This window comes from Streptomyces sp. BRA346, from assembly GCF_052851135.1.
The window spans coordinates 176,005-195,709 of record NZ_JAIWIH010000025.1; the positions used below are offsets into that span (position 1 = coordinate 176,005).

General features: G+C 71.9%; 16 protein-coding genes. 9 read left to right on the plus strand and 7 right to left on the minus strand.

Annotated elements, in window-relative coordinates; translation table 11 throughout:
- Positions 1–22 precede the first annotated feature (22 nt).
- Both LCH29_RS27975 and LCH29_RS27980 read left to right on the plus strand, forming a co-directional pair.
- Positions 23–589: a bacterial proteasome activator family protein gene (locus tag LCH29_RS27975; RefSeq protein WP_446464469.1), complete on the plus strand. Its 567-nt coding sequence runs from the start codon at positions 23–25 to the stop codon at positions 587–589.
- A 183-nt stretch (positions 590–772) separates the two neighbouring features.
- Positions 773–1,672: an NAD-dependent epimerase/dehydratase family protein gene (locus tag LCH29_RS27980; protein WP_446464470.1), complete on the plus strand. Its 900-nt coding sequence runs from the start codon at positions 773–775 to the stop codon at positions 1,670–1,672.
- A gap of 64 nt (positions 1,673–1,736) precedes the next feature.
- Here the strand turns inward: LCH29_RS27980 and LCH29_RS27985 are convergent, their stop codons facing one another.
- Complete coding sequence (locus LCH29_RS27985; protein WP_446464471.1) at positions 1,737–3,404, minus strand: protein kinase domain-containing protein; 1,668 nt, start codon at positions 3,402–3,404, stop codon at positions 1,737–1,739.
- A 310-nt stretch (positions 3,405–3,714) separates the two neighbouring features.
- On the opposite strand from LCH29_RS27985, the gene LCH29_RS27990 reads away from it, so the two are divergent.
- The gene (locus LCH29_RS27990; protein WP_446464472.1) at positions 3,715–5,319 is read left to right on the plus strand and encodes a protein kinase domain-containing protein; all 1,605 of its coding nucleotides are present in this window, start codon (positions 3,715–3,717) and stop codon (positions 5,317–5,319) included.
- A gap of 92 nt (positions 5,320–5,411) precedes the next feature.
- Here LCH29_RS27990 and LCH29_RS27995 read toward each other — a convergent pair whose 3' ends face one another.
- Together LCH29_RS27995 and LCH29_RS28000 are read right to left on the minus strand one after the other, a co-directional pair.
- Positions 5,412–6,449, minus strand: a complete 1,038-nt coding sequence (locus LCH29_RS27995) for a phosphotransferase (RefSeq protein WP_446464473.1) — start codon at positions 6,447–6,449, stop codon at positions 5,412–5,414.
- A 394-nt stretch (positions 6,450–6,843) separates the two neighbouring features.
- Entirely contained in the window at positions 6,844–7,500 is a 657-nt protein-coding gene (locus tag LCH29_RS28000; RefSeq protein WP_123106691.1) for a response regulator, read from the minus strand.
- A 324-nt stretch (positions 7,501–7,824) separates the two neighbouring features.
- On the opposite strand from LCH29_RS28000, the gene pdhA reads away from it, so the two are divergent.
- From pdhA to LCH29_RS28025, 5 genes are all read left to right on the plus strand, one after another.
- Positions 7,825–8,988: a pyruvate dehydrogenase (acetyl-transferring) E1 component subunit alpha gene (pdhA, locus tag LCH29_RS28005; protein ID WP_446464474.1), complete on the plus strand. Its 1,164-nt coding sequence runs from the start codon at positions 7,825–7,827 to the stop codon at positions 8,986–8,988.
- Position 8,989: 1 nt separating this feature from the next.
- The gene (locus LCH29_RS28010; protein WP_446464475.1) at positions 8,990–9,970 is read left to right on the plus strand and encodes an alpha-ketoacid dehydrogenase subunit beta; all 981 of its coding nucleotides are present in this window, start codon (positions 8,990–8,992) and stop codon (positions 9,968–9,970) included.
- Between the two features lie 22 nt (positions 9,971–9,992).
- Positions 9,993–11,378: a dihydrolipoamide acetyltransferase family protein gene (locus LCH29_RS28015; RefSeq protein WP_446464476.1), complete on the plus strand. Its 1,386-nt coding sequence runs from the start codon at positions 9,993–9,995 to the stop codon at positions 11,376–11,378.
- Positions 11,379–11,453: 75 nt separating this feature from the next.
- Complete coding sequence (locus LCH29_RS28020) at positions 11,454–12,113, plus strand: GntR family transcriptional regulator (protein ID WP_446464477.1); 660 nt, start codon at positions 11,454–11,456, stop codon at positions 12,111–12,113.
- Positions 12,110–13,405, plus strand: coding sequence for an MFS transporter (locus tag LCH29_RS28025; RefSeq protein WP_446464478.1), 1,296 nt, complete (start codon positions 12,110–12,112; stop codon positions 13,403–13,405). Before LCH29_RS28020 ends, LCH29_RS28025 begins: the two co-directional genes overlap by 4 nt.
- A gap of 58 nt (positions 13,406–13,463) precedes the next feature.
- Here LCH29_RS28025 and LCH29_RS28030 read toward each other — a convergent pair whose 3' ends face one another.
- Entirely contained in the window at positions 13,464–14,288 is an 825-nt protein-coding gene (locus LCH29_RS28030; protein ID WP_446464479.1) for a maleylpyruvate isomerase family mycothiol-dependent enzyme, read from the minus strand.
- 425 nt (positions 14,289–14,713) lie between these two features.
- Between LCH29_RS28030 and LCH29_RS28035 the strand changes: the two genes are divergently transcribed.
- Positions 14,714–16,558 carry an NHL domain-containing thioredoxin family protein gene (locus LCH29_RS28035; RefSeq protein ID WP_446464480.1) on the plus strand — a complete coding sequence of 615 codons (1,845 nt, stop codon included), beginning with the start codon at positions 14,714–14,716 and terminating at the stop codon, positions 16,556–16,558.
- Between the two features lie 9 nt (positions 16,559–16,567).
- On the opposite strand, the gene LCH29_RS28040 is transcribed toward LCH29_RS28035, so the two are convergent.
- From LCH29_RS28040 to LCH29_RS28050, 3 genes are all read right to left on the minus strand, one after another.
- Entirely contained in the window at positions 16,568–17,416 is an 849-nt protein-coding gene (locus tag LCH29_RS28040; RefSeq protein ID WP_446464481.1) for an XRE family transcriptional regulator, read from the minus strand.
- 131 nt (positions 17,417–17,547) lie between these two features.
- On the minus strand, positions 17,548–18,579 hold the full coding sequence (locus LCH29_RS28045; protein WP_446464482.1) for a hypothetical protein: 1,032 nt from the start codon (positions 18,577–18,579) through the stop codon (positions 17,548–17,550).
- A 329-nt stretch (positions 18,580–18,908) separates the two neighbouring features.
- Positions 18,909–19,676, minus strand: coding sequence for a DUF4232 domain-containing protein (locus tag LCH29_RS28050; protein ID WP_446464483.1), 768 nt, complete (start codon positions 19,674–19,676; stop codon positions 18,909–18,911).
- Positions 19,677–19,705 lie beyond the last annotated feature (29 nt).

Sequence of the window (19,705 nt, forward strand, 5' to 3'; positions counted from 1 at the left end):
GGCGGTGCGGAACAATGGGGGTATGAACCAGCCGATGAACGAACGATCGCAGGAGAGCCCGCACGTCCTGGTCGTCGGTCCGGACGGTATGGCGCTCGGCGGTGTCACTCCTGGCGATGGCAGTGGTGACGACGAGTCGCGCGAGGTTCCCGTGACGGACATGGTCGAACAGCCCGCAAAGGTCATGCGGATCGGGAGCATGATCAAGCAGCTGCTGGAGGAGGTCCGCGCCGCACCTCTCGACGAGGCGAGCCGTGCCCGTCTCAAGGAGATCCACGCCAGTTCGGTCAAGGAGCTGGAGGACGGTCTCGCCCCCGAGCTGATCGGGGAGCTGGAGCGGCTGTCGCTGCCCTTCACCGAGGAGTCCGTCCCGACGGAGGCGGAACTGCGCATCGCCCAGGCACAGTTGGTCGGCTGGCTGGAGGGGTTGTTCCACGGCATCCAGACGACGTTGTTCGCCCAGCAGATGGCGGCCCGCGCACAGCTGGAGCAGATGCGCAGGGCGCTGCCCCCGGGCGTCGGCGGCGGTGAGGACGGCCAGGCGATGGGGCCGGAGCACGGCGGCGCCCGCTCGGGCCCGTACCTGTAGCCGGCGCGCGACCTGACTCCGAACGGCGGGCCGCCCCGGGACCTGAGGGTCCGGGGCGGCCCGCCGTTCGCGCGACGGCAACCGGCCGGGCGGCCAGCCAGTCAGGCGGCGCGAAGTGGCCCACGCCCGCGCCCCCTCATTGGCCCCTGACAGTGGTCCGGCGACCTCCTAAGCTCCGACCGCATGCGCATCTTTCTCGCCGGGGCCTCCGGCGCCGTCGGCCGTCTCCTCGTCCCCCTGCTCGTCGCGGCCGGGCACCAGGTCACCGGAACCGCCCGTACCGCCGGGGGCGCGGAGCGGCTGCGCGCGCAGGGCGCGGCGGCCGTACCGCTCGACGTCTTCGACGCCGCGAGCGTGGAGCGGACGGTCGCGGACGCCGCCCCGGACGCGGTGATCCACCAGCTGACCGCCCTCGCGGGCGGCAACCGCGCCGAGAACGGGCGGATCCGCCGCGAGGGCACCCGGCACCTCGTGGACGCGGCGCGGCGCGCCGGGGTGCGGCGCATCGTCGCCCAGTCCATCTCCTGGGCGTACGAACCGGGCGCGACCCCGGCGGTCGAGTCCACCCCGCTGGACCTGGCGGCCCCGCCACCCCGCGCCGCCATGGTGGGCAGCCTGCGGGCGCTGGAGGAGGCGGTGGCCGGGATCGAGACGCATGTGGTGCTGCGCTACGGCACCTTCTACGGCCCGGGCACCTGGTACGCGCCCGGCGGGGCGCTGGACGCCGTACTGCGCGGCGCGCCCCTGGACGGGCCCGGCGCGCGGCCGGGGTCGGCGATGGTGGGTCAAGTGGTGCCGAACGACGCCATCAGCTCGTTCGTCCATGTGGCGGACGCCGCCCGGGCCGCGGTCGCGGCGCTGGGCTGGCCGAGCGGCGCGGTGAACGTGGTGGACGACGAACCGGCGCCCGCCCGCGACTGGCTGCCCGCGCTCGCCGCCGCCCTCGGCGCCCCGGCGCCCGTTGCGACGACCGGTCGGGAGGGCTGGGAGCGCGGCGCCGACAACACGCTCGCCCGTCGCCTGGGCTGGCGCCCGGACCACCCGACGTGGCGCACCGGATTCCACCACCAGCGGCAGACATGAAAACGGCGTAGCCGGACCGCTTCCGTCCGGCTACGCCGCCGAGCCCTGGATGGCGCGCCGCGTGTCAGTCGTCGGGCATCCCCGTGGAGACCGTCAGCTCGATGGTGTCCGTCTTCGGGTTGTACGGCTCGTAGTTGCGGTACGTGTAGTTGAGGACCGTGCCCTTGCCCCACAGGTTCTCGTCCTGCGTCGTGACGCGGTACTTCCAGCCCGCGGCCCGGATGCACTTCTTCACCGAGTCGACGTAGAGGTTCTGGAAGTCGGGCACGCTGTACGTGCCCTTCTCCTCGCTGTCCTCGTAGGCGTCCGTGCACTTCTCGGGGTCGATCGTCTTCGTCTTGTCGCCCATGCGGAAGCCCGCGGGCTTCGACGACGCGGGGGCGGAGGTCTTCTCGCCGCCACCCTTGCTCGTGTTCTTCTTGCCGCCGTCGTCGCCGCTGAGGGCGATGACCAGGATGACGCCGAGGACCGCGATCGCGGCCACCACGGCGGAGCCTATGATCACGCGCTTGTTGCCGCCGCCACCGCCCGGGGACCCCGGGGACGGGGACGGAGCCGGGCTGGGCGAGATGTTGTACGGCGGCGGGGTGCTCGGGCCGTGGCCGCCCTGGTACGGGGACGCGGGGGCGGCGTACGGCTGCTGGCCCACCGGCATGGTCGGCGGCGGCGGGGTGGACGGGCCGAAGGCCCCGAACTGCCCCGCCCCGGCCTGCGGCTGGTACGGCGTCTGGACGCCGCCGGGGCCCGGCCCGGGGGTCTGCTGGTCGACGGGCGGGAAGACCGCCGCGCCGACGCCGGAGCCGCTGCCGGCGGGCGGGCCGCCGCTGATGATGATCGGGGAGGCGCCGGTCTGGCCGGTACGGGAGACCCGGGCGCACTCGTCGCGCATGGCCTCGGCGGTCGGGAAGCGCTCGTTCGGGTTCTTCTTCAGAACGCGGGCGACCAGCGCGTCCACCGCGGGCGGGATGGACTGGTTGATCGAGGAGGGCGCGACCGGCTCCTCCTGAACGTGCGCGTACGCGATGGCGAGCGGCGAGTCGGCGTCGAAGGGGAGCCGCCCGGTCAGCAGCTCGAAGAGCATGATGCCGACCGAGTAGAGGTCGCTGCGGGCGTCCACGCCGCGGCCCAGCGCCTGTTCGGGCGAGAGGTACTGCGGGGTGCCGACGACCATGCCGGTCTGGGTCATTGAGGTGACCCCGGATTGCATGGCGCGGGCGATGCCGAAGTCCATGACTTTGACCACATTACGCTTGGTCATCATCACGTTACCGGGCTTGATGTCGCGGTGAACCAGCCCCATTTCGTGGCTGATCTCCAGCGCCGCCAGAACATCACCGGTGATTTTCAGCGCCTTTTCGGTCGGCATCGCGCCGTATTGCCGAACGTCGGCGTCGAGGACGGAACGCAGCGGAAGTCCCTCGACGTACTCCATGACGATGTACGGCATGAGCGCGCCGTCGAGCGAATCCTCGCCGGTGTCGAAGACCGAAACGATATTGGTGTGCGTGAGTTTGGCCACCGCCTGGGCCTCGCGGCGGAAGCGCTCGCGGAAGGACTGCTCGCGTCCCAGCTCCGTGTGCAGCGTCTTGATGGCGACCTGGCGGTCCAGCACGGAGTCGTAGGCGAGGTGCACGGAGGCCATGCCGCCCTCGCCGAGGAGATCACGCAATTGATAACGGCCGCCGGCCAGGGAGCTGCCCTGGTAGCGGCCCGGTGCGCCGTGCTGGCTCATGTTGTTACTTCCCCCTCGGCGCACTCCCGCTCAACCCGCACGTTTCGACGCCATGATCTTCGTGTTCCGGATATCGTGGCCAAGTCTGCCCCAGGCCACGGACACGTCAAGCCACGTGCCCGTTCCGTGACCGGATGCTCAAGAACCCGTCACGCGATTTGCAACACTTCACCGTCAACAGGTTTGATGGCCGGTCCATCACGAACCGATGCGCGGCGCGAAGGCTGTAGCGTGCCTAGCAGGAACCGTACCGCCCGCGGGCGGGGCGATCTCGACCAGACCCCCACCTAGACCGAGACGGCGAGGACCGATGGCACAGACCCAGAGCGCCCAGGGGCCCTCCGAACCTGACGCTACCGGGTCCGGAATGTCTGATGTGCCCGAGGCGTGGGGAAATGGTGGACTGGTCGGCGATGGCCGTTACCGTCTCACCGGGCGCCTGGGCCGCGGCGGCATGGCGGAGGTCTTCGCCGCCGAGGACATCCGGCTCGGCAGAACTGTCGCGGTGAAGCTGCTGCGCGCCGACCTGGCCGAGGACCCGGTGTCCAAGGCCCGCTTCACCCGCGAGGCACAGTCCGTCGCGGGGTTGAACCATCACGCGGTCGTCGCGGTGTACGACTCCGGCGAGGACGTCGTCGGCGCGAACACCGTCCCCTACATCGTGATGGAGCTGGTCGAGGGCCACACCATCCGCGATCTGCTGCTGAACGCCGAGGCGCCGCCGCCGGACCAGGCGCTGATCATCGTCTCCGGGGTGCTGGAGGCGCTCGCCTACAGCCATCAGCACGGCATCGTGCACCGTGACATCAAGCCCGCGAACGTGATCATCACCAAGAGCGGCGCGGTCAAGGTGATGGACTTCGGCATCGCCCGCGCCCTGCACGGCGCGCAGTCCACCATGACCCAGACCGGCATGGTCATGGGCACCCCGCAGTACCTCTCGCCCGAGCAGGCGCTCGGCAAGGCCGTGGACCACCGCTCCGACCTGTACGCGACCGGGTGTCTGCTGTACGAACTGCTCGCGCTGCGCCCGCCGTTCACCGGTGAGACTCCTCTTTCGGTCGTTTATCAGCACGTTCAGGACAATCCCGTACCACCGTCCGAAATTTCGGGCGGCCAGGTTCCGCCGGAGCTGGACGGCCTGGTGATGCGCTCGCTCGCCAAGGACCCGGACGACCGGTTCCAGAGCGCCGAGGAGATGCGCGGGCTGGTCCAGTACGCGCTCCAGATGCTCCAGGAGGCGGGCGGCCACACCGGGGTCTGGAACACCGGCCCGGTCACCCAGCACCTCGGCGGCTCCACCGGGGCGATGGGCATGGCGGGCACCACCGCGATGCCGCACCCGGGGCACGGCGACACCTCCCAGCAGCCGATGGTCGCGCCCGGCGCGGGGAACGGCGGCGGGTACGACGGCGGTTACGACGGGGGCTCCGGCCGGGGCCGCCGGGGTGGTGGCCGCGGCAAGCTGTGGCTGATCGCGGCGCTCGCGGTGATCGCCGTGGCGGTCGGGGTCGCGTTCGCGCTGAACCTCGGCGGCAATGACGACAAGGGCAAGCAGCCGAACAAGAACCCGACGGCGACCCAGGAGAAGGAGACGAAGGAGCCGAGCGAGGATCCCACGGAGGAGACGACGGATCCCCCGGAGACCGACGACTCCACCGGCGGTACGGGCGACTACACCCCGTCCCAGGACCCGACCAGCCCCTCGTACACCGGGCAGCCCAGCAATCCGGGGTACCCGAACGAGCCGACCGGCGGCCCGACCGACGTCCCGTCGGACCCGCAGACCACGCCGTCCGACGGCGACAGCCCGACCGCGGAGCCGTCCGACGGTGGCGGGGAGACGACGCCGCCGGACGACGGTGGCGGCGAGCCGACCGGCGGCGGTCTCCCGACCGGCGAGAACGTCGGCTGACCCGACCGGAACCGCCCGAGAACGCCGACTGCCCCGGCACCGCGCGCGGTGCCGGGGCAGTCGCATGCGTACGGGCTCGAGTACGGGAGCCCTCAGCCGCAGAAGGCGTCGCGGACCGCCTCGTACTCCCGCGTCCACCACACCACCAGCGCGGCCGCGGCCGGGAACTGCGGATCGGCGCGGTGGTCGCCGCGCTGGTAGTGCCAGCGCAGCATCCAGAAGTCGTTGAGCCGCTCCCACCACACCCGGTGCACGGCCGCGGCCATCTCGTCGGCCCCGGCGCCCGCCATGCGGCGGTAGGCCCGGGCGTAGGAGCGGACCTTGGTCAGCTCCAGGGTGCCGCCGGGGCGTACGAAGAAGATCGCGGCGGCGCGGACGGCCTCCTCGGCGCGCGGCTGGACCCCCAGCCGGTCCCAGTCGACGATCGCGGCGGGTTCCGTATCGCGGTAGAGCAGGTTCAGCGGGTGGAAGTCGCCGTGCACCCAGCCGGTGGCCGGGATCGCGTCCGCCTCCGGCCGGCGGTGGGCGTGCCGCTCCAGCAGCGCGCGGCGCTCGGTCAGGCGGTGCTCGGCGAGTTCGTCGAAGCTGTCGCGCGGCCGGTGGCCGCGGACCCGCGCCAGCAGCTCGTCGATGACGGCGTAGGTGTCCTCGGGGTCGGCGGCGGGCTCCGGCGGCTCACGGTCGCTGGTCCCGGCCCGCATGACCTGTTCCAGGCAGGTGTGGACGAACCCCAGCAGCCCACCCAGCCGCCAGCACTGGGGCGTGGTCAGCGCGGCGCCGTCGCGGTGCCGTCCGTCGATCCAGGGGTGGAGGGCGTAGCAGCGGCCGCCGATGACGGCGACCGTGCGGCCGTGGGCGTCCGGGACCGGCGGGGCGACCGGCAGGCCGAGGGCGCCCAGCCGCTGGGTGGCCCGGTGCTGGCGGGCGATGGCGGCGCGGTCGCCGTCGAGGTGGTGCTTGAGGAAGAACCGGCCGCGGGTGGTGGCGAGCCGGTAGCCGCGGTTGAGCAGGCCCTCGGTGAGGGGGTCGCAGGACACCGGCTCACCGGCCCGGTCGTAGCGGCGGAGCAGGGCGCTCAGGGTTTCCCCGTCGGGAGCGGCCTCGGCGAGGTGTACATGTGAGCGCGGCACTTGCCAGATGTTAGATCACCCGGCGTCACAGGCCGTGCGGGAGTTGACGCGGCAGGCCGAATGGTGCTTGGGGTGCTCTCGCCGCACAGGGGGCAGGGGATGTCCGCAAAGTCGCGTCGGATCAGCCCGCGGCGTCAGGGGGCGCCTCCCCCAGCGGCGGCTTCGGGAGCGTGCGACCGCAAGGCGGAGGGCGTCCTCGCGGGGGCTCCTCCCGGCGGTAGCCGGGGGACGTGCGCGGGCCCGGCGGGACTTCGCGGGCGCCCCCTAGTGCCGCGTCAGTCAAGGTTTGCCCGGTAGCGAGGCGTCCTGGTGCGGTCAGATGCAAGGCGCCGGATCGGCCTCGTAGTGGGCCTACTCGGTCCGGCGAGCGGGGTGAACCTTGGCTGACGCGGCACTAGTTCTTCTGGGCCTGCATCCGGGCCACGAAGGCGGCGGCCTGCGAGCGGCGCTCCATGCCGAGCTTGGAGAGCAGACTGGAGACATAGTTCTTGATCGTCTTCTCGGCGAGGTGCAGCCGCTCGCCGATCACCCGGTTGGTCAGCCCCTCCCCGATCAGCAGCAGGATCCGGCGCTCCTGCTCGGTGAGGGAGGCGAGCCGGTCGTCGGGCTTGGCGGCGCCGCCGCGCAGCCGCTCCAGGACCCGCGCGGTGGCCACCGGGTCGAGCAGCGAGCGGCCCGCGGCCACGTCCCGGACGGCGGCGAGCAGTTCGCTGCCGCGGATGTCCTTGAGCACGTAGCCGGACGCGCCCGCCATGATCGCGTCGAAGAGGGCCTCGTCGTCGGCGAAGGAGGTGAGCATCATGCAGCGGATGGCCTCGTCGCGCGAACGGATCTCCCGGCAGACCTCGACGCCGCTGCGGTCGGGCAGCCGGATGTCCAGTACGGCGACGTCGGGGCGGGTCGCGAGGATCCGGGCGAGGGCGTCGGCCGCGGTGCCCGCCTCGCCGACCACCTCCATGTCCGGCTCGCTCGCCAGCAACTCGCGCACGCCACGTCGTACGACTTCATGGTCGTCGAGTAGGAAAATCCTGATTTTTCCTTCTTCGCGCACGGCTCCAGTCTCACATACGGAGTCTTCCCGTGCCTTTGTCCAGCGGGATAACGTGCGGAGGGCCGACGGTCGGCAAGGCTGTGACCAGTGGATGTTCACCCAACCGCGCGATTTACTTGGAAATCCAAGCAAAATTGCAGGTCAGGTGGGGTTTCGCAGAGATGCGGAGCACTGGGTAACGTGCCTTGTGCGGGGCCGACCGCCGGGAACCTGTCACGCCCGGACGGACGTTTCGTCGCACCCACCCCGTGCGTCGTCGTCGGACGGGCGAGCCGCAACTGGCCGCCGGCGGATCCCGGAGGCCGGACAGACGGAGGAGCACACGTGACCGTGGAGAGCACTGCCGCGCGCAAGCCGCGCCGCAGCGGAGCCAAGCGCAGCACCAGCGCGCGGAGCACGAAGAAGCAGTCGGCGGAACCGGAACTCGTACAGCTGCTGACCCCGGAGGGCGAGCGCGTCGAGCACCCCGACTACGCGATCGACCCGACCCCCGACGAGCTGCGCGGCCTGTACCGGGACATGGTGCTGACGCGGCGCTTCGACGCCGAGGCCACCACCCTTCAGCGCCAGGGCGAACTGGGCCTGTGGGCCTCCCTGCTCGGCCAGGAGGCCGCGCAGATCGGCTCCGGCCGGGCCCTGCACGACGACGACTACGTCTTCCCGACCTACCGCGAGCACGGCGTCGCCTGGTGCCGCGGGGTCGACCCGACCAATCTGCTGGGGATGTTCCGCGGGGTGAACCACGGCGGGTGGGACCCCAACAGCAACAACTTCCACCTGTACACCATCGTCATCGGCTCGCAGACGCTGCACGCCACCGGCTACGCGATGGGCGTGGCTAAGGACGGCGCGGACTCCGCCGTGCTGGCCTACTTCGGTGACGGGGCCTCCAGCCAGGGCGACGTCGCCGAATCGTTCACCTACTCCGCCGTCTACAACGCCCCGGTCGTCTTCTTCTGCCAGAACAACCAGTGGGCCATTTCCGAGCCCACCGAGAGGCAGACCCGGGTGCCGCTCTACCAGCGCGCCCAGGGCTACGGCTTCCCGGGCGTCCGGGTGGACGGCAACGACGTGCTCGCCTGCCTCGCCGTCACCAAGGCGGCGCTGGAGCGGGCCCGCACCGGCCAGGGGCCGATGCTCGTGGAGGCGTTCACCTACCGGATGGGCGCCCACACCACCTCCGACGACCCGACGCGCTACCGCTCCTCCGAGGAGCGCGAGCTGTGGGAGACCAAGGACCCGATCCTGCGGCTGCGCACCCTCCTCACCAACGAGAAGCTGGCGGACGACGCGTTCTTCGCCGCCCTGGAGCAGGAGTCCGACGCGCTCGCCAAGCGGGTGCGCGAGGCGGTCCGGTCCATGCCCGACCCCGACGACATGGCGCTGTTCGAGCACACCTACGCCGACGGCCATGCGCTCGTGGACGAGGAGCGGGCGCAGTTCGCCGCGTACCAGGCTTCGTTCGTCACCGCTGAGGAAGGCATCTGACATGGCAGCCGAGAAGATGTCGCTCTCCAAGGCGATCAACGCGTCGCTGCGCACGGCGCTCGAAAGCGACCCCAAGGTCCTCATCATGGGGGAGGACGTCGGCAAGCTCGGCGGCGTCTTCCGCGTCACCGACGGGCTCCAGAAGGACTTCGGCGAGGACCGGGTCATCGACACCCCGCTGGCCGAGTCCGGCATCGTCGGCACCGCGATCGGGCTCGCGCTGCGCGGCTACCGCCCGGTGGTGGAGATCCAGTTCGACGGTTTCGTCTTCCCCGCGTACGACCAGATCGTCACGCAGCTCGCCAAGATGCACGCGCGGTCGCTCGGCAAGGTCAAGATGCCGGTCGTCATCCGCATCCCGTACGGCGGCGGCATCGGCGCGGTCGAGCACCACAGCGAGTCCCCCGAGGCGCTGTTCGCGCACGTCGCCGGGTTGAAGGTGATCTCGCCCTCCAACGCCTCCGACGCCTACTGGATGCTCCAGCAGGCCATCGGCAGCGACGACCCGGTGATCTACTTCGAGCCCAAGCGCCGCTACCACGACAAGGGCGAGGTCGACACCTCGTCGATCCCCGGCCCGCTGCACGCCGCCCGGGTGGTGCGGCCCGGCACCGACCTCACCCTCGCGGCCTACGGCCCGATGGTGAAGGTCGCGCTGGACGCGGCCGCGGCCGCCGCCGAGGAGGGCACGTCGCTGGAGGTCGTGGACCTGCGGTCGATGTCCCCGATCGACTTCGACACGGTCCAGCAGTCGGTCGAGCGAACCGGCAGGCTGGTCGTGGTGCATGAGGCGCCGGTCTTCCTGGGGACCGGCTCGGAGATCGCCGCGCGCATCACCGAGCGGTGTTTCTACCACCTCCAGGCCCCGGTGCTGCGGGTCGGCGGCTATCACGCGCCGTACCCGCCCTCGCGGCTGGAGGACGAGTACCTGCCCGACCTGGACCGGGTGCTCGACGCCGTAGACCGTGCGTTGGCGTACTGAAGGGCTTGAGGAGATCGTGACGATGACCGCAGTCGAACAGCGCTTCCGTGAGTTCAAGATGCCCGACGTGGGCGAGGGACTGACCGAGGCCGAGATCCTCAAGTGGCTGGTGGCGCCGGGCGACACCGTGACCGACGGTCAGGTGGTCTGCGAGGTCGAGACCGCGAAGGCCGCGGTGGAGCTGCCCATCCCGTTCACCGGGGTGGTGCACGAGCTGCGTTTCGACGAGGGCGCCACCGTGGACGTGGGCACGGCGATCATTTCAGTGGACACCGACCCGGGCGCCGGAGAGGCGCCCGCGCCCGCCGCCGCGCCGGAACCCGCCGCCGAGGCGCCCGCCGAGGCCGAACCGGAGGGGCGCCAGGCCAACCTGGTCGGCTACGGCGCCGCGCCCTCCTCCACCAAGCGCCGCCCCCGTAAGGCCCAGCCGGGGGCGCAGCGCCCGGCGGCCGAGGCACCCCGGGCCCCGGCCCCCGCGGCGCCCGCCGCCCCGGTGCGCCCGGAGCCCGGCCCCGACCTGAACGGCCGCACCGGGACCGCCCGTCCGCTGGCCAAGCCCCCGGTCCGCAAGCTCGCCAAGGACCTGGGCATCGACCTGGCGACGATCACCCCGACCGGCCCGGGCGGGATCATCACCCGCGAGGACGTCCACGCGGCCGTGGAAGCCCCCGCGGCCGCCCCGGAGCCCGCCGCCCCGGTCGCGGGCGCGCGGGAGCGCCGGGTGCCCGTGAAGGGCGTACGGAAGGCCACCGCGCAGGCGATGGTGGACAGCGCCTTCTCCGCCCCGCACGTGACGGAGTTCGTCACCGTCGACGTCACCCGCACCATGAAGCTGGTCGCCGACCTCAAGCAGGACCCGGAGCTGGCCGGGCTGCGGGTGAACCCGCTGCTCCTGGTCGCCAAGGCGCTGCTGGTGGCGATCAAGCGCAACCCGGACGTCAACGCCTCCTGGGACGAGGAGAACCAGGAGATCGTCTACAAGGACTACGTCAACCTGGGCATCGCGGCCGCCACCCCGCGCGGTCTGATCGTCCCGAACATCAAGGACGCGGACGCCAAGACCCTGCCCCAGCTGGCCGAGGCCCTCAGCGACCTGGTGTCCACCGCCCGCGAGGGGAAGACGAGCCCGGCGGCCATGACCGGCGGCACGGTGACCATCACCAACGTCGGCGTCTTCGGCATCGACACCGGCACCCCGCTCCTCAACCCCGGGGAGTCGGCCATCCTCGCCTTCGGCGCGGTCAAGCTCCAGCCGTGGGTCCACAAGGGCGAGGTCAAGCCGCGCCAGGTGACGACCCTCGCGCTCTCCTTCGACCACCGGCTGGTCGACGGCGAGCTGGGCTCCAAGGTGCTCGCGGATGTCGCGGCCATCCTGGAACGCCCCAAGCGCTTGATCACCTGGGGTTAGGGCGAAGGTACCCCCCGTCCGCATGGCGGACGGGGGATACGCAGGCATACCTGTTGTATCTATGCTGTGCGCATCATGAGTTCCGCCGATACGGCCATCAAGCCGCCGCCCGCCGCCGAACGCGTCTACACCCATGTCAAACAAGCCGTCCTGGAGCGCCGCTACGAGGGCGGCACGCTGCTGAGCGAGGGCGAGCTGGCCGAGGCCGTCGGGGTCTCCCGTACGCCGGTCCGCGAGGCCCTGCTGCGGCTGGAGGCCGAGGGGCTGCTGAAGCTCTACCCCAAGAAGGGCGCGCTGGTGCTGCCCGTCTCCGCGCAGGAGATCGCGGACGTGGTGGAGACCCGGCTGCTGGTCGAGCAGCACGCGGTGGCCAAGGCGGTACCGGCCGGGCCGCAGCTGCTGGCACGGCTGGAGGAGCTGCTGGAGGAGCAGAAGGGGCACGCGGCGACCGGCGACCTGGCCGCGTTCGCGGCCGCCGACCGCTGCTTCCACGCGGAGATCGTCCGCGCCGCGGGGAACACGATCCTGGCCCAGCTGTACGACCAGCTGCGCGACCGGCAGCTGCGGATGGGCGTGGCCACCATGCACGCCGAGCCCGACCGGATCGCCAAGAACATCACCGAGCACACCGAGATCCTGGACGCCCTGCGCGCCGGGGACGCGATCTCGGCCGCCGGGTTCGTCCAGCGCCACATCAGCTGGGTGAACACCCTCGCCCGGGGAGACGTGCGATGACCTCGGCCCGATTGCCCGGGGACCCGCCCGGCGGACGGCGTGCCGTCGCCATCTGGGGCCTCGGTGTCGCCGTCTACTTCGTCGCCATCATCTACCGCACCAGCCTGGGCGTGGCCGGGATCGACGCCGCCGAGCGCTTCCACATCAACGCCTCGGCGCTGTCGACCTTCTCCGTGCTCCAGGTGCTCGTCTACGCGGGCATGCAGATACCGGTCGGGCTGATGGTCGACCGGCTCGGCACCCGTAAGGTGCTCGCGCTCGGGATCGTGCTGTTCACCATCGGGCAGTTCGGCTTCGCGCTCTCCCACACGTACACGATGGCGCTGGGCTCCCGGGCGGTGCTCGGCTGTGGCGACGCGATGACGTTCATCAGCGTGCTGCGGCTCGGCTCCCGCTGGTTCCCGGCCCGCCGGGTGCCGCTGGTGGGCCAGATCGCCGGGCTGATCGGCATGGCGGGCAACCTGGTCTCCACGCTGGTGATCGCCCAGACCCTGCACAGCGTCGGCTGGACGCCGACCTTCGCGGGCAGCGCGGTCGCCGGGGTGGTCATCCTCGTCCTGGTGCTGCTCTTCCTCAAGGACCACCCGAAGGGGCACGAACCGCCGCCCGCCACCCGGACGGACAAGAGCTTCGTGCGCCGGCAGATCGCGGACGCCTGGAGCGAGCCCGGCACCCGGCTGGGCATGTGGACGCACTTCACCACCCAGTTCCCCGCCATGGCCTTCCTGCTGCTGTGGGGGATGCCGTTCCTGGTGGAGGCGCAGGGGCTGTCCCGGGCGACCGCCGGTGAACTGCTGACGGTGGTGGTGGTGTCCAACATCGTGATCGGCCTGGTCTACGGGCAGATCATCGCCCGCCACCACGCCGCCCGCACCCCGCTGGCCCTCGGCACGGTCGGCCTCACCGCGCTGGTGTGGGGCACCGCGCTGTTCTGGCCGGGCGACCACGCGCCGCTGTGGATGCTGACCGTCATGTGCGCGGTGCTCGGCGCGTGCGGTCCGGCGTCGATGATCGGCTTCGACTTCGCCCGCCCCGCCAACCCGCCCGAGCGGACCGGAACCGCCTCCGGCATCGTCAACATGGGCGGATTCACGGCCTCGATGAGTACGTTGCTCGCCGTCGGCGTACTGCTGGACATGACCGGTCAGGACTTCCGCATCGCCTTCGCGGTGGTGTTCGTGCTCCAGGCGCTCGGCGTCTCCCAGATCCTGCGGCTGCGCGGCCGCGCGCACCGCAGGGAACGCGAGCGCGTGGTCGCGAGCCGCGTCGAGGCGGTGCACGTACCGGCGTGAGAGCCCGCTTACGGGATCACGGGGCCGGGATCATGGGGCCGGGGTCACGTTGACCGGGTCACGGGGTGATCGCGAAGTGGGCCAGGATGGCGTCGGCCAACTGCTGGTCCCCCTCGACCTTCACCTGTTCGGCGACCGCGTCGGCCCGCACCCGGCCGCAGGCGAGCCGCACGTACGTCTCCCAGTCCAGGGAGAGCGTGACGGACGGGCCCAGCGACACACTGCCGTCGATGGTGGCCCGGCCGTCCGCGTCCACCCGTACGGTGCGCATGAACTCCATCGGGCCGTTCACGTCGAAGACCACCGCCGACTGGGGGCCCGCGCCCGCGTCCTTGGCGACCACCCTCGGCAGCGCCGACAGCAGCACGTCCCGGGTGACGTACGCGCCCGGCGAGTCCAGGTTGCCGGGCTGGTTCAGCGCGCGCCGCAGATCCTGCTCGTGCACCCACACGTCGAAGGCCCGCCGGGTCAGGGCGTCTTCGAGGGACAGTTCGCCACCGCCGGGCCAGCGCACCATGGTGTCCGGCTGCCGCTTCTCGTTGCGCAGCTGGCGGGCCCGCCGGATGACGGTGTACTCCAGCTCGGACGTCATCTCCGGCGCCGTGTGGCAGCGCCGCACATCGACCTGGACTTCCATGTAGCGGCCCAGCTCGCCGGTCATGTGGAACAGATCGCGCGGCAGCGTGTGGATGGGGCGGGGATCGCCGAGCATCTCGCACTCGAGGCCGATCACATGCGAGACGATGTCCCGCACCGACCACCCCGGGCATTCGGTGGCGCGGTTCCATTCGCTCTCGGGGAGCGGGGTCACCAACTCCGATATGGCGTCGATGGAATGCGTCCAGGCGTCGATGGAGGTCTGAAGGCTGGGATGGACGGTCACGGGACCCCTCGGGCGGTTGGTACGCGGGCTGGGTGCAGGTGTGTGGCTTCAAGTTACGCTGCCCACGCGCGCGAGGGCAGTGCTTCGAGTCCGATCGTAGGCCCGGAACGGCCCCCAGGCCCTGTCCGGCGGGTCTTCGCGGGGCCGCGACGCCTGGCACCGCACCTCGCTGCGTTGTCGGATCGTCCGAGTACGCCCAGTACGAGGACGATCCTCCGCCTTGCGATGCTCCCCCAGCTACCGCTGGGAGGTGCCCCCTGCACAGACGCCGCGGCCTGATCCACGAAGACCCGCCGGACAGGACCTGGCCTCGTGTCGGCGGCGGCCGTCATCGGACCCCGCGCGCCGGACCGGGACGGACCGGGGCGAGCCGGTCGAACCGGCCCGGGGGAATGCCATCCGCCCAGCTGATGTTGGATGGGGATATGGCTCCACGTGCACGCGTCCGCGCCCCCGAACTGACCGGTCGGGGCGGCTGGCTCAACACCGGCGGGAAAGACCTCACCCTCGCGGATCTGCGAGGCCGCATCGTCATCCTCGACTTCTGGACGTTCTGCTGTGTGAACTGTCTGCACGTCCTGGACGAGCTGCGCGAGCTGGAGGAGAAGCACCGCGACACCGTCGTGATCGTCGGGGTGCACTCGCCGAAGTTCGTCCACGAGGCCGAGCACCAGGCCGTCGTGGACGCCGTCGAGCGGTACGGGGTGCACCACCCGGTCCTGGACGACCCGGAGCTGACCACCTGGAAGCAGTACGCGGTCCGCGCCTGGCCCACCCTCGTCGTCATCGACCCCGAGGGCTACGTGGTGGCCCAGCACGCCGGCGAGGGCCACGCCCACGCCATCGAGACCCTCGTGGGGCAGCTGGAGACCGAGCACGCCGCCAAGGGCACGCTGCGCCGCGGCGACGGCCCCTATGTACCGCCGGAGCCGGTCCCCACCGAGCTGCGCTTCCCCGGCAAGGCGCTGCTGCTGCCCGGCGGCACCTTCCTGGTCTCGGACACCACCCGCCACCAGCTGGTGGAACTGGCGGCCGACGGCGAGAGCGTGCTGCGGCGCATCGGCACGGGCGAGCGCGGCCTCGACGACGGCCCGGCGGACCGGGCCCGGTTCAGCGAGCCGCAGGGGCTCGCCGCGCTGCCCGACGGCACGGTGGCGGTCGCCGACACCGTGAACCACGCGCTGCGCCGCTTCGACCCCGCGACCGGCGAGGTCACCACGCTCGCCGGGACCGGCCGCCAGTGGTGGCAGGGCTCGCCCGCCGAGGGGCCCGCCCGCGACATCGACCTGTCCTCCCCCTGGGACCTGGCCTGGTTCGACGGCCTGCTGTGGATCGCCATGGCGGGCGTGCACCAGCTGTGGACGTACGACCCTCAGGCCGGGACCGTACGGGCCGCCGCCGGGACCACCAACGAGGGCCTGGTGGACGGGCCCGCGGACCAGGCGTGGTTCTCCCAGCCGTCCGGGCTCGCCGCGTCCGGCGACCGGCTCTGGGTCGCCGACTCCGAGAGCTCCGCGGTGCGCTGGGTCGAGCGGGACGGCGACGGCTTCGCCGTCCGTACCGCCGTCGGCACCGGGCTCTTCGACTTCGGCCACCGGGACGGCGCGGCCGACCAGGCCCTGCTCCAGCATCCGCTGGGCGTCACCGCGCTGCCCGACGGCTCGGTCGCCGTCGCCGACACCTACAACCACGCGCTGCGCCGCTACGACCCGGCCACCGGCGAGGTCTCCACGCTCGCCACGGATCTGCGCGAGCCGTCCGACGCGGTGCTGGTCGACCGGGACATCGTGGTGGTGGAGTCGGCCCGGCACCGGCTGACCCGGCTGCGGCTGCCCGAGGAGGCCGTACGGGTCGAGGCGGTGGCCCACCGCACCCGGCGCGCCGCCACCGACATCGCCCCGGGCACGCTCCGGCTGGACGTGGTCTTCCAGGCGCCCGCGGGCCAGAAGCTGGACACCCGCTACGGCCCCTCCACCCGGCTGCTGGTCAGCTCCACCCCGCCGGAGCTGCTGGCGGGCGGCGACGGCGCGGGCACGGACCTGCGCCGGGACCTGGTGCTGGCCGACGGGGTCACCGAGGGCGTGCTGCACGTCTCGGCGATGGCCGCGTCCTGTGACGACACGGAGTCCGATAGCGGCTCCGCCGCGGGCTCGAACGTGTACCCGGCCTGCCATGTGCACCAGCAGGACTGGGGCGTTCCGGTCCGGGTCACCGAGGGCGGCGCGGCCCGGCTGCCGCTGGTGCTGGCCGGGCTGGACGAGGAGATCTGAGCCAGGAGGTCAGTCGGGGCAGTTGGGGAGCTTCGTGTACTGCACCTGGTCATGATCGATCCGGATGGCCGGGACCCACATCCGCTTGCCGTCTCTTGAGACGCGGAACCACATGCTGCTGTGCCCGCCCGCCTCGTCGGTGACGGTGACGCCGTTGGCGATGCGGCAGTCGGCGCGCAGCACGTCGCCGTGCCAGGCCCGGCCCGTGATGTTGGAGGGGCGGTAGGCCAGGTACGGATCCCCCGCCAGGCCCAGGGAGCAGGCGCGGACGCGCTCGTCCCGGCAGCTCTTCTCGGCGTTGAAGACGGTGATCCGCGCGTTGCCCAGGGTCGCCGGGGGCTTGTCGTTGCCCGACGAGTCCGACGAGTCCGACGACCGCAGCGCGAGCACCCCGGCCGTGGCCCCGGCCGCGACGGCGACCGTGCCCACCGCCGCGAGCGTGAGCCGCAGCCGCCGCCGCGGCCGCGGCCGGTCCTCCGGGGGCGGGGCGGCGGGCCCGGCCCCGGGGTCCGTCTCCACCACCGGTCCGGTGTCGGACTCGGCGGCGGCCTCGTTGGCCCGGTGGAGCAGCTTCACCAGCTCGGGCAGCCGGTCCTCGGCGGTGAAGGAGAGCTTGCCCCACTGGACCAGGAGCCGTTCGTCGGGCAGGCTCTGGCCGCGCAGATAGCGGGAGAGGGAGGAGCGGCTGGCGGGCAGGCGCCCTTCGAGTTCCTTGAGGCTCAGGCCCAGTTCGCCGTGCATGTGGCGCAGTGCGGTCACGAATTCCCGTACCGGGCCGGACAGTTCCTCGGGGAGCGGGGCGAGCGGCTTTCGTCGTGGATTCTCGGACTGATTCGGATGCGCTGGCACGCTTCCCATTGGAGCATGTGGATCATGAACATGACGAGCGACACGTCCACACCCCCGAGGTGGACGTGCCGCTCGTGACCGGAACCGGATCGCCGGCGCATCGGTCCGTGAACTTCCGGATCAGTCCGTGAACTTCCGGGTCAGTCCGTGAACTTCAGCGGCCGGTAGGGCTTGTACTCGCTGCCCGGCTCCAGGCCGTAGGTGCGGGTCGTGTGGTCCGTACCGAAGTCGCCGCGCTGCTCGTACGAGGTGTACGAGGTGTGGGCGTCGTTGTTCCACTTCTCGAACATCACGACATGGCGGGTGTTGTTGTCGCCGGCGGCGTCGATCAGCAGATCGCCCGGCTTGAGGTCGTTCACCGCGATCGGCTTGGTGATGCTGCCGCTGGTGAGGCCCACGGTGTTGGTGCCGGGCGCCTTCAGGCCCAGCGCCATGGAGACATAGCCCGAGCAGTCCTGCCGGTAGCCGTCCTTCCAGATCTTGGCCTGGCTGTACGGGACCCGGCCGCCGCCGTTGGCCGTCAGCCAGGTGGAGGCCCGCTGGAGCGCCTCGGCGCGGGTGCCGCCGGGCTGGGGCGGCTTCGGCGGCTGCTGACCGCCGTTCTGCACGGGGACGCCGGGCAGCGAGTCCTCGGGGATGTCCACCGCGAGGACGCTCAGGAAGCCGTTGACCGGCCCGGTGATGTGGGCCATGTACGTCGAGCAGGTGCTGCCCTCGCACGCCTTCTTGCCGGTGTCGACCTGGTAGTCGGCGGTGATGCGGTCCTGCCCCGCGACATCCTTGTTGATCATGCCTACGGAGGGGCTGCTGGTGTCGGCGGTCTGATGGACGACCCAGCGCGTGCCCCAGGTGGGGAAGTCGGCGGCCGCGGCCGCCTTGGTGCCGAACTCCCCGCTGGTCGTCTTCAGCTTGAGGGCGCTGCCCTTGCCCTTCGCGGCCCCCGTGTCGCGGCTCAGGGCGTTCTTGTCGGCCCCCTGGGCCTTGTCTGCCTTGTCTGCCTTGTCTGGCTTACCTGTCTCGTTTGCCTTCTCCGCCTTCGTGCCATGGCCGCCGGTGTCCCCGTCGCCCGAGCAGCCCACGAGTCCGGCGGCGCCGATACCGGCGGCGGCGATCGTGGGGAGCACCTTGCGCCAGATGGTCCGGCGCCGGGCGGTTGTGGTGGAGTGCGTCATGTGTGGAATCCCCCTGTGACGAAGGGCGCCGACTGGCCGTCGGAGCCGCTCGGTTGAGGCCGCCGGGCGATCCGCCGCGGCGACGGGAACCACTGTGGTCCGGAGGGCGGGGGGTTTCGGGGGAGCCGGTGTCCCATGGGACGTCCCGTTCCGTCACGCGCCCCTGACCTGCTGGGACATGCCCGGGGACGGCCGCGTGCGGGACATCGGAGGCGACTCGGCGGGACATGTCGGGACAGCGGACGGCCCCCGCCGGGGGCGGGGGCCGTCGGGGACACGCAGCCGGGGGGAGGCGGCTGCCTGTCCGTCCGGGAAACCTGTGGGGCCGATTACCAGGTGAGCGCGTCGGAGGCGCTGGTCTGCCAGTACGTCACCTTGGAGGCGCTGTCGACGTACACGCCGCCGCCGGGCAGGGCCACGGTCGTCGAGGCGTCCTGACCCTTCAGGTACACCGTCAGCTCGGACGCCTTGGTGCCGCCGGAGCCCGAGCCGTCGGCGCCGGAGGTGGTGATGCCCGCGTAGGCGGACTCGCCGGGGGCCAGGGTGACGACGGCCTGCGGCTTGCTGTCCTCGACCTGCGGGGTGGCGGCCTGCGCGTCGTCGAAGCGGAGGACGGGGTAGTAGGGGACGGTGCAGTCCACTCCGGCCCGGTTGGTGAACTTCAGCAGCAGGTGGTTCACGGGCCGGTTGACGGACTGGACGCTCACCGCGGCCTTGTTGACATCACAGGGACCGATCTCCTGCTCGGTGCCCGACGCGCCGCCGCCCTTCGTCCCGGCCGCGCTCCCGTTCTGCTTACCGGCCTGCTCCTCGGCGCCGTCGGCACCGCCGGAGCCGCTGCCCTGGGCGCCACCGGTGCCGCTGCCCTGCGCGCCACCGGTGCCCTTGCCGCCCTCGCCCCGGGCTCCGGCGTCGGCGCCGCCCTGGTCCGCCTGGGCCGTGGCCGAGGACTCGGCCCGGCCCGAGCTCTTGGCCCCGGTGCCGTCGTTGTCGCCGCAGGCCGTGAGGGTCAGGCCCGCGGCGACGACGGTCAGACCGGCGGCGACGGAACGGATGGTGCGGGCGTGGCGGGCGAGGAAAGCGGTGGAGTGCGACATGGTGGGTTCCCCCCGGTGAGTCTCGGCTG